9 protein-coding genes, 1 tRNA gene and 1 other RNA gene are annotated in these 10426 nt (G+C 73.8%); 2 read left to right on the top strand and 9 right to left on the bottom strand.

The window, feature by feature from the left end; translation table 11 throughout:
* A partial coding sequence (locus tag L615_RS23005; RefSeq protein WP_222430406.1) for a hypothetical protein occupies positions 1–790 on the top strand: 790 nt, incomplete at its 5' end.
* Between the two features lie 91 nt (positions 791–881).
* Here L615_RS23005 and L615_RS01510 read toward each other — a convergent pair.
* The 7 genes from L615_RS01510 to ffs all read right to left on the bottom strand — a co-directional run bounded on the left by L615_RS01510 (position 882) and on the right by ffs (position 7387).
* Complete coding sequence (locus tag L615_RS01510) at positions 882–1922, bottom strand: aspartate-semialdehyde dehydrogenase (RefSeq protein ID WP_145723872.1); 1041 nt, start codon at positions 1920–1922, stop codon at positions 882–884.
* Positions 1923–1927: 5 nt separating this feature from the next.
* Positions 1928–3208, bottom strand: a complete 1281-nt coding sequence (locus L615_RS01505; RefSeq protein ID WP_145723871.1) for an aspartate kinase — start codon at positions 3206–3208, stop codon at positions 1928–1930.
* Positions 3209–3308: 100 nt separating this feature from the next.
* Positions 3309–3968, bottom strand: a complete 660-nt coding sequence (locus L615_RS01500; RefSeq protein ID WP_084255283.1) for a DUF5063 domain-containing protein — start codon at positions 3966–3968, stop codon at positions 3309–3311.
* Positions 3965–4561, bottom strand: a complete 597-nt coding sequence (gene recR, locus L615_RS01495) for a recombination mediator RecR (protein WP_028656210.1) — start codon at positions 4559–4561, stop codon at positions 3965–3967. Before recR ends, L615_RS01500 begins: the two co-directional genes overlap by 4 nt.
* A 13-nt stretch (positions 4562–4574) precedes the next feature.
* Positions 4575–4985 (bottom strand): YbaB/EbfC family nucleoid-associated protein, encoded by a 411-nt coding sequence (locus L615_RS01490; protein WP_051485907.1) that lies wholly within the window; start codon positions 4983–4985, stop codon positions 4575–4577.
* Positions 4986–5047: 62 nt separating this feature from the next.
* The gene (locus tag L615_RS01485) at positions 5048–7240 is read right to left on the bottom strand and encodes a DNA polymerase III subunit gamma and tau (RefSeq protein WP_145723870.1); all 2193 of its coding nucleotides are present in this window, start codon (positions 7238–7240) and stop codon (positions 5048–5050) included.
* A gap of 56 nt (positions 7241–7296) precedes the next feature.
* Positions 7297–7387, bottom strand: an RNA gene (gene ffs / locus L615_RS01480) — signal recognition particle sRNA small type.
* A 134-nt stretch (positions 7388–7521) separates the two neighbouring features.
* Here ffs and L615_RS01475 point away from each other — a divergent pair.
* Positions 7522–7610: transfer RNA gene (locus tag L615_RS01475), tRNA-Ser, on the top strand.
* A 56-nt stretch (positions 7611–7666) separates the two neighbouring features.
* On the opposite strand, the gene eccB is transcribed toward L615_RS01475, so the two are convergent.
* Entirely contained in the window at positions 7667–9118 is a 1452-nt protein-coding gene (gene eccB / locus L615_RS01470) for a type VII secretion protein EccB (RefSeq protein WP_145723869.1), read from the bottom strand.
* A partial coding sequence (locus L615_RS23000) for a type VII secretion integral membrane protein EccD (protein ID WP_186449669.1) occupies positions 9118–10426 on the bottom strand: 1309 nt, incomplete at its 5' end. The genes L615_RS23000 and eccB, both read right to left, overlap by 1 nt.

Here is a 10426-nt window from a genome sequence, read left to right as displayed (position 1 = left end):
GCGCGCCCCGGAGCCCACGCCCGCGGCGGTCGAGGAGACGGCGGCCGAGCCCGTCCCCGAAGCGGTCGTCGACCCGGTCGTCGAGCCCGAGCCGGTCGTCGAGCCCACCCCGGATCCGGAGCCGGAGCCGGTCGTCGAGCCGGAGCCCGTCGAGCCGGAGCCGGAGCCGGAGCCGACCACGGTCCTCGAGCCGGTCGAGGCCGCGCCGGCCGCCGCCGTGCAGAAGCCTGCGGCGAAGGAGAAGCCCGCCGCCGAGGAACCTGCGGCCGGGAAGCCGGCTCCCAGGAAGCCGGCCCTCAAGAAGCCGGCCCTCAAGAGGCCGGCGGCCACCGAGCCGGCGACCGGGCCCGGCATCGACGCCGACCTCGAGGACGCCGAGATCGCAGCCCTGGCGAGCCAGGAACCGCTGCTGACGACGTACCGCGCGGCTGCCGTGGTCGGCCTCGTCGTGGGCGCGGCGATGGTCGTGCTGACCTTCCTGTCGCTGCGCGGCTGCGAGGCGGTGCGCGGCACGTCGTCGTGCGGGGGCGGTCCGGGCTTCCTGCTGCTGGTCGCGACCTTCGCGGTCTGCGTGCTGCTCGGCAGCGCCCTGCTGCGGACCTTCCAGATCCCCGACCCCGGCAGCAGCAGCTTCCTGGCCGTCGGCCTGGTCGCCGTGGTCGCGCTGCTGTTCCTGATCGACGTCCTGGACCACTGGTCGATGCTGGTCGTGGTGCCGCTGCTCAGCGTGGGCGGCTTCCTCGCCTCGGTGTGGGTCACCAAGACCTTCGTCGAGCCCGCCGACGCCTGAGCGGGCAGACCTGACCGACAAAACTCACGCCTGACCGACGAAGCTTTGTCGGTCAGGCGTGAGTTTCGCCGGTCGACCGGCGAATCTGTCGTCAGCGCGCGGCGGCGATGAGCTCCGCGATCTGCACGGTGTTCAGCGCGGCACCCTTGCGGAGGTTGTCGTTGCTGATGAAGAACGCCAGGCCGCGTTCGCCGTCGACGCCCTCGTCCTTGCGGATCCGGCCGACGTACGACGGGTCCTTGCCGGCCGCCTTGCGCGGCGTCGGGACCTCCTCCAGCTGCACGCCCGGGGCGTCGGCGAGCAGCTCGCGCGCCTTGTCCGGGGTGATCGCGGCCGCGAACTCGGCGTTGACGGCCAGCGAGTGGCCGCTGAAGACCGGCACGCGCACGCAGATGCCGGAGACCTTCAGCTCGGGGATGCCGAGGATCTTGCGGGACTCGTTGCGGAGCTTCTGCTCCTCGTCGGTCTCGTTGAGGCCGTCGTCGACGATCGAGCCGGCCAGCGGCAGCACGTTGTAGGCGATGGTCTCGACGTAGGGCGCGGGGTCGCCGAAGGGCACGGCCTCGCCGTCGTAGGCCAGCGGCCGGGGGTCCTCGATGGCCGCGACGCCGGAGGCGAGGGCCTCCACGCCGGCGACGCCCGAGCCGGAGACGGCCTGGTAGGTCGAGACCACGAGCCGCTGGAGCCCGGCGGCGTCGTGCAGCACCTTGAGGATCGGCATGGCAGCCATCGTGGTGCAGTTGGGGTTGGCGATGATGCCGCGCCCGGCCTCGAGCACACCCTTCATCGCGTCCGGGTTGACCTCGGAGACGACCAGCGGGATCTCGGGGTCCTTGCGGAAGGCCGAGGAGTTGTCGACGACGATCACGCCGGCGTCGACGAAGCGCTGGGCCTGGGCGCGGGAGGTGGTCGCGCCGGCGGAGAAGAGCGCGACGTCGAGCCCGGTCGGGTCGGCGGTCGCGACGTCCTCGACGACGACGTCCTTGCCCTGGAACGGCAGCACCTTGCCCGCGGAGCGCGCGGAGGCGAAGAAGCGGACCTGGTCGGCGGGGAAGCTCCGCTCCTCCAGGATCTGGCGCATCGCGACGCCGACCTGCCCGGTCGCGCCGACGATTCCGATGTTGATGCCCATGGTGATCAGCGACCCGTTCCGCCGTACACGACGGCCTCGATCTCGTCCGAGCCCAGCTCGAACGCAGCGTGCGCGGCGTTGACCGCCGCCTCGACCTGCGCCTCGGCCACGACGACCGAGACCCGGATCTCCGAGGTGGAGATCATCTCGATGTTCACCCCGGCCTCGGAGAGCGCCTCGAAGAAGCGCGCCGAGATGCCCGGGGAGGAGCTCATGCCGGCGCCGACGATCGACACCTTGCCGACGCTGTCGTCGTAGAGCAGGCTGTCGAAGCCGACGGCCTCCTGCAGCCGCGAGAGCGCGGTCATCGCCGTCTGGCCCTCGCCGGCCGGCAGCGTGAACGAGATGTCGGTCAGGCTGGTCGCGGCCGCCGAGACGTTCTGCACGATCATGTCGATGTTGATCTGCGCGTCGGCCACGGCGCGGAAGATCGCGGCCGCCTCGCCCGGCTTGTCCGGGACACCGACGACGGTGATCTTGGCCTGGCTGCGGTCGTGGGCGACGCCGGTGATGATCGCGGCTTCCATGTTCTGATCCTCCTGGTGGACGTCCTCGGCCTTGACGACCCAGGTGCCCTCCTTCTCGGAGAAGGAGGAGCGGACGTGGATGGGCATGCCGTAGCGGCGGGCGTACTCGACGCACCGCAGGTGCAGGATCTTGGCCCCCTGCGCGGCCATCTCGAGGGTCTCCTCGTAGGAGATCCGCGGCACCTTGCGGGCGCGGGGCTCGATGCGCGGGTCGGCGGTGAAGATCCCGTCGACGTCGGAGTAGATCTCGCACACGTCGGCCTCGAGCGCCACCGCGAGCGCGACGGCGGTCGTGTCCGATCCGCCGCGGCCCAGCGTGGTGATGTCCTTGGTCGTCTGCGAGACGCCCTGGAAGCCGGCGACGATGGCGATCGCGCCCTCGTTGATCGCTGCCTCGATGCGGCCCGGCGTGACGTCGATGATCTTGGCCTTGCCGTGCGCGGCGTCGGTGATCACGCCGGCCTGCGAGCCGGTGAACGAGCGGGCCTCGTGGCCGAGGTTCTGGATCGCCATGGCCAGCACGGCCATCGAGATGCGCTCACCGGCGGTGAGCAGCATGTCGAGCTCGCGCGCGGGCGGCAGCGGCGACACCTCGTTGGCGAGGTCGATCAGCTCGTCCGTCGTGTCCCCCATCGCCGAGACCACGACGACGACCTGGTGGCCGGCCTTCTTGGTGTTCACGATGCGCTGCGCGACGCGCTTGATGCCGGCGGCATCGGCGACCGACGAGSCGCCGTACTTCTGCACGACAATGCCCACGGGGGCTCACTCCTGGCGGTTCGGGGGAAGGGACGCACCCTGCGACCGCCTGGCCGCCGGGCCTCGGAGCCTGGCTCCGGGGCGATTCTACCGAGCGGCGCTAGGCGTTTTCGGGGCTGTCCAGCGCGGCGGACGCCGCCTCGACCAGCTCGATCTCCCCGGTGCTGGCGAGGTCGACGTCGAGCCGGTCGTGGGCGACCACCGAGAGCAGCGCCTTCATCGACGCACCGGCCAGGGTGCCCCACGACGAGACGTAGGAGAACTGCCACCACCACAGGGCCTCCTCGACGTCACCGGCCTCGTAGTGGCGCACCCCGACCGCGAGGTCGGCGGCGACGCTGGTGAGGTCGTCGGAGAGCAGGCCCTCGACCACCTCGGGCTGGTAGGGGTCGAAGACGTAGCTGTAGGTGTCGAGGTCGCCGAGCAGCTCGGCGAGCTGGAGCCGCAGCTCGTCGAGGTCGGGGTCCGGGCCGTCGTCCGGCTGGAACTCCTCGCGGGGCGAGAAGTCGCGGTGCACGCCCAGCCGGGCGCCGGTCAGCGCGATCTGGCCGATCTGCAGCAGCAGCAGCGACACCGCCTGACCGCCGGTCGCCTCGGCCGCGACGACCCGCAGGCCGTCGAGGAAGGAACGCACCGACGACGCGATGTCGTCGGCGAAGCGCACCGTCTCGGTCTCGACCGCGATCAGCGCCTCGAGGGCCGCGAGCCCTGGAAGCTGCTCGCCGCTGGTGTCGGCGGTGCCGTTGCCGTGTCCGCTCATGTCGCTGCCTGCCTTCCGACGAATGCCCGTCCGAGGGTGACCTCGTCGGCGTACTCGAGGTCCCCTCCCACCGGCAGTCCACTGGCCAAACGCGTGACGCGCAACCCCAGGGGGCCGAGCATCCGGGTGAGGTAGGTGGCCGTGGCCTCCCCCTCGAGGTTCGGGTCGGTCGCCAGGATCACCTCGGTGACCGTGCCGTCACCGAGGCGGGTGAGCAGCTCACGGATGTGCAGCTGCTCCGGCCCGATCCCGTCGATCGGCGAGATCGCCCCGCCCAGCACGTGGTAGCGGCCGCGGAACTCCCGGGTGCGCTCGATGGCGACGACGTCCTTGTACTCCTCCACCACGCACAGCACCGACGGGTCGCGGCGCGGGTCGCGGCAGATGCGGCACTGGTCGTCCTCGGCCACGTTGAAGCACACGGTGCAGAACTTGACCTTGTCCTTGACCTCGACCAGCACGTCTGCGAGGCGGCGTACGTCGGCCGGGTCGGCCTGCAGCAGGTGGAACGCGATCCGCTGCGCGCTCTTCGGACCCACGCCCGGCAGGCGGCCGAGCTCGTCGATCAGGTCCTGGACGACACCTTCGTACACGGCTGGTGCCCGATCAGAACCCGAGCTGGCCGGGCTGGCCCGGAGCCTGCCCGGAGCCGCCGAGGCCGGGGAGGCCGCCCATGCCACCCATCTCGCCGAGCGGGCCGAGGGAGTCCTGGGCGAGCTGGTCGGCCTTCGCCCGCGCGTCGCGGAAGGCCGCCACGACGAGGTCACCGAGGTCCGCGAGCGCGTCGGCGTCGGTGCCCTCGACCGCCTCGGGCTTGATCGTGACGGCGGTCAGCTCGCCGGAGCCGGTGAGCGTCACGCTCACCGCACCGCCGGCGACGGTGCCCTCCACGGTCGCGTCGGCCAGGCGCTGCTGCGCCTCGACCAGCTGCTCCTGCATCTGCTGGGCCTGCTGGAGCAGGGCGTTCAGGTCGAGGCCACCGCCTCCGCCCAGCGCGTCGAACGGGTTCTGGCTCATCGGTCGTCTCTTCCCTCGGGGGTGTGGTGGGCAGTGGTGCGGGTCGGGGTGGGCGGGGCGACTCAGCCGCCGCGCGGGATCTCCTCGATCACCTGGGCGCCGAGCTCGCGGGCGAGCAGCTCCGCGCTCGACTCGGCATCGACCTCGGCGTCGTCGAGGTCGACGTGCGCGTCGGGGTCCTCCGGCGGGGCCGCGGCGTACTCGTCCTCGCGGGCCTGGATGTCGGCCATCCGGGGCCGGCGCGGGGTCGGCTCGGCCGGGGCCGCGGGTGCCGCGTCGCCGGGCACCGCCCACGGCGGGGCGTCACCGGCCGGTTCCGGCGGGTCGATGATCGCGTCGATGCGCACCGTGGCGCCGNACTCGTCCTCGCGGGCCTGGATGTCGGCCATCCGCGGGGAGCCGGCCGCCGGCTGGGCCGGGGCGGCCTGCGCGGGAGGAGCCGCCGGGGCGGGCGGCGGGGTGCCGCCGGGCTGGGCGGCCGGGTCGATGATCGCGTCGATGCGCACCGTGGCGCCGATCTCGTCGATCACCGCCTGCTGGACGATGTCGGCGTGCCCGCCCGACTCGAAGGAACGGCGGGGGCCGTCGGCCTGGAACCCGAGCGAGATCACGTTGTTGTCGAACGCGACGACCTGGGAGTTCTGGGTCAGGTGGATCCAGGTGACCCGCTTGACGCCCTTCACCCGGTCGATCACCGAGGGCCACAGCCGGCGGATGTCGACCAGGGTCAGCCCGCTGCCCCCATTGCCCCCACTGCCCCCGCCGGCGGCCGGCGCGGGCGCCGGCGGCTGGGACGCTGCGGGCTCCGGGCGCTGCGCCGGCGGCGGCGTGGGCTGGACCGGCTGCTCGACCGGCTGCTCGACCGGCTGCTCGACCGGCTGCTGAGCCGGCTGCTGGGTGGGGGCCGCGGCAGGCTGCTGCGGGGCTGGCGGCTGGACGACCTGCGGCTGGATCGTGGGGGCCGCGGCGGCCGGGCGCTCGTCGACCCGCTCCGGCGCGGCGCGCTCGGCGCGCGACGGCGCCGGGCGGTCCTGGGCCGGGACGACGGGGGCCACCGCCGGGGCGGCCTCGGCGGACGTCGTGCCGCTGATGGAGATGCGGCGCTCGAGGCGGTCGAGGCGGGCCATGACGCCCTCGGTGCTGTGGTCGGCGGCCGGGAGCAGGATCCGGGCGCAGATCAGCTCGAGCAGCAGCCGCGGCGCGGTCGCGCCGCGCATGTCGGTGAGGCCGGTGGCGACGAGGTCGGCGGCGCGGGTGAGCTCGGCGCGGCCGAAGGCGTTGGCCTGCGCGACGAGGCGGTCGGCCTGGTCGCCGGACACGTCGAGCAGGCCGGACGCGGCGGCGTCGGGGACGGCGGAGAGGATCACGAGGTCGCGCAGCCGGCGCAGCAGGTCCTCGGTGAACCGGCGCGGGTCCTGGCCGGTCTCGATCACCTTGTCGACCACACCGAACACCGCCGAGCCGTCGCCGCTCGCGAACGCGGAGACCACGTCGTCCAGCAGCGTGTCGGGGGTGTAGCCGAGCAGGCCGCTGGCCAGGTCGTAGGTGACGCCGGCCGGTCCGGCACCGCCGAGCAGCTGGTCGAGCACCGAGAGGGTGTCGCGGGCGGACCCGGCGCCGGCGCGCACCACGAGCGGGAGCGCGGCCGGCTCGATGGAGACGCCCTCGCGCTCGCAGAGCTCGGTGAGGTAGCTCGTCAGCAGCCGCGGCGGGATCAGCCGGAACGGGTAGTGGTGGGTGCGCGAGCGGATGGTCGGGATGACCTTCTCCGGCTCGGTCGTGGCGAAGATGAATCGCAGGTGCGGCGGCGGCTCCTCGACGAGCTTGAGCAGGGCGTTGAAGCCCTGCGTGGTGACCATGTGGGCCTCGTCGATGATGTAGACCTTGTAGCGGCTCTTCACCGGGGCGAAGAACGCCTTCTCGCGCAGGTCGCGCGCGTCGTCGACACCGCCGTGCGAGGCCGCGTCGATCTCGATGACGTCGATCGACCCGGGGCCGTTGCGGGACAGGTCGCGGCAGCTCTCGCACTCGCCGCACGGGTCGGCGATGGGGGCCTGCTCGCAGTTCAGCGCGCGGGCGAGGATCCGCGCGCTGGTGGTCTTGCCACAACCACGCGGCCCGGAGAAGAGGTAGGCGTGGTTGACCCGGTTGCCGGCCAGCGCGGCGCGCAGCGGCTCGGTCACGTGCTCCTGACCGATCACCTCGGCGAAGGTCTCGGGCCGGTAGCGGCGGTAGAGCGCAAGCGGGGAGTCCACCCCTGAACACTAACCAGCGGCCCCGACACCCCGACAGGGCACCGGCCCCGGGACGCAAAGGCCCCCCGCACACCCGATAGAGCTCACTTACCCTTGCTGCCTTCCGGCCCTGGGGGAGTTGGGTGAGATACCGCCGCACGGGGGGTTGTCCCCCACTGTAGACGACCCCACCGGGCGCACCGAACTCCGGGCCGGGCGGACCCGAGCGGCACCCACGCGGGAGTCGAGCGGGGTACGAGGCGATTTCCTCGACCCGGTCGCCGACCGGTAACCTCCTCCGCGGAGGTATCGCCTAGTGGCCTATGGCGCTCGCTTGGAAAGCGGGTTGGGTTAACAGCCCTCGGGGGTTCGAATCCCCCTACCTCCGCCATCGGACGGCGTCGACCAGCGGGTCGGCGCCGTCTCGCATTTCCGCCGGCGCCCGCCTCAGGGGCATGCCGCACCGCTCGCCGACGAGCCCGGCGACGAGCCCGGCGACGAGCCCGGCGACGAGGCTCGCGGCGGGCAGAGCGCGGCGGACTGCGACAGCTCGGGGCCGGGGGTGAGGAGCCCGAGCCATGCGGACGGTACGACGACCGGGGGCACCCGGCCGTAGCCGAGGTTCTCCAGCTCGGTGCGCCCCGCGACCGGGTAGCTGCGGCCGGTGTCGTCGACGAGGTGGACGCTGTCGCTGCGGGAGGTGTCCCAGCCGGCGGAGCGCACCACGGCGCCGTACCCCGGTTCGACCACGACGGCGGCCTGGGCGGGGCCGACGTCATCGATCATCGCCGAGCCCGGGGGGAAGGTCGCCAAGAGGACGGCCGGCTCCTCGTCCTCCGCCGTCTCGAGGACGCCGCAGAGGGTGTCGGTGCGCTGGGCGGCGCCGTCGCGGAGCAGGTCCTCGGGCCAGCGGGCGTCGTAGGTGCGGGCGGCGGTGCGGAAGTCGCGCTCGCCGCCCACGGCGCGGACCGCACGCGGCAGGCCGCCGCCGACCGGGGTGTTGCGCAGGACGGCGAGGGCGAAGTCGCTCAGCAGCACGAACCCGTCGCGGCTCACGGCGTAGTGCTGGCCGCTGCGCTCGTGGAAGTCGCCGACCCGGGCCCTGGAGTAGCCGGGCAGGTCGACCGGCTCGCCCCAGCCCTGCAGCCCGAGCCCGCTCGCCGTGAGCGCGCCGCCGGCAGGGAACAGGTCGAGCCAGGCGTCGGGGACGCGGACCTCGTTGCTGGCGTCGAGGCGGAGGTCGGCGTACAGCCCGTCCCGGTCGGGGGCGCGGTAGGCGTAGGCGCGCACGGGGTGCCCCGGGACCGACGCCTGGGCGACGAGGTAGCGCTGGCCGCTCGGGACGCCGCGCACGACGAACCCGAGGTCGGGCGTCACCTGTACCGACCGGGTCGGTCGCACCTCGGCCTGCACCCCCTTGCCGTCGGCGGTGCACGCGACCCACCCGGTGTTGAGCAGGTGGTCGGCGGCGGGGACCGTGGGGGGCGCGTCCAGGATCCCGATCGAGGGTCCCTTCCTCCGGTCGGCCAGGACGTCGTCGGGGACCTTCGTGGTCGTCACGTCGGCGCCGAGGACGAGTCGGGCCGACGTCGCGTTGGCGACCGGGCGCAGCTGCTCGTGCCCCTGCGCCCGGGCCTCGTCGAGGATGACGTAGAGCGCGCCGCGGTCGTCGGTGAGCAGGCCGGGGCGGTCCCAGTCGACGGTGGGACGCTGGGTGAGGGCACCGGCGACCGCAGCGCCGGCGAGCAGGAGCACCGACAGGGCGATGCCGCCGACGACGGTCCGGCTCGGTCGGGCAGGCTCGACCTCGCGCCCACCGGGTGCGCCGGAGACGAACGCCGTGACCAGGCGGCGCCGGTTGAACGCGTGGGCCTCGACGAGGTCCTTCCTCGACGCCATCAGCCGAGCGCCCCGCGCACGGACTCGAACAGCCCGACCGCGACGACGAGCAGGGGCAGCAGCGCGATGAGTGCCGTCGACTCGAGGACGTCGCCGAGCCGCCCGCGCCGCACGGACGGGGCAGCCGGCACGAGCGTGGCGACGAGCAGGACCGCGCCGACGACGGCGAGCAGCGCGCTCAGCGTCGGGCGCCAGTCGTCGTGCAGGACGAGCACCGCGAGCGCCGTGGCCGCGAGCCCGGCGACACCCGACACCAGGCCGGCGAGCACCTCGCTGCCGGTGCGGTACTGCCGGGTGCGCAACATGACGACCAGGCACGCGTCGACGGCCAGCAGGGTGCCGGCAACGCCCAGGCTGACGGCCAGCGGAGCGGCGACCACGACCAGGAGGCCGACGGTGCCGGTGATGGCGAGCAGGATCTCGTGCGCGACCCGCGCGTCCGCGGCGACCTGCTGGCGCGCCACGTCGACGCCGGCAGCACGGTCGGCACGGTCGGTGCCGGCGACGAGGTCCGCGATCTCGGCGACGTCGGTGCCCGGCGGTGCAGTCGGTGCGGTCGGGGTGGTCGCGTCCGGCTCGACGGCCCCGGTGACCGGGTGGGGCTCGGGGACGCGGGTCGAGGTGGCGCCCAGGGCCAGCCACGGGAACACGCTGCCGGCGAGCACGACGAGGCAGAGCACCACCGTCATCACCTCGGCCGCGCCGACGGCCCCGTCGCCGGCGTCGAGGTAGAGCCCGAGGACCAGGCCCAGCGCGCCGACGACCACGGGCGGGAAGACGAGGGTCCGTCCGGCGCCGAGGCCCAGCACGCAGGCCAGCCCGGCGAGGAGGGCACCCGCGCCCGCCCAGGCGAGTGGCCGGCCGAGCAGCGCGGCGTCCTGCGGCGCGAGCATCACACCCGCCGCGGCGGCGTACCCGGCGCCGAGCCAGGCGACGCCGACCGCCGCCTCCGCCTCGCGCTGGACGCGGGACAGCACCACGGCACCCGCACACAGCCCGACGGCGACCGCGACGGTCGCGCCCGCAGCGAGGTCGGACCCACGCTGCACCAGCAGGGCCGCAGCGCCGAGGGCGAGGAAGAGGCTCGCCGCCACCAGTGCCGTACGACGACCCGTGGCCGGGCGCCACGGCTCGAGGTCCTCCTCGACGACGTCGGCCATCGCCTCGACGACGTCGTCGTAGACCCGTGGCGGCGGCTCGTCGACCCCGGCCGTGACGGTGAGCAGGCCACCGTCCTCGACGCCCTGGAGGGTGAGCCCGGTGTCCGGGCCGAGCTCGGGGAGGAGCTCGGCGACCGGCACCGCCCCG

Source organism: Nocardioides sp. J9 (assembly GCF_007829375.1).
Classification (GTDB): domain Bacteria; phylum Actinomycetota; class Actinomycetes; order Propionibacteriales; family Nocardioidaceae; genus Nocardioides.
The sequence above is the reverse complement of the archived record's forward strand: the minus strand, read 5'-3'. Positions and strand labels throughout refer to the sequence as shown.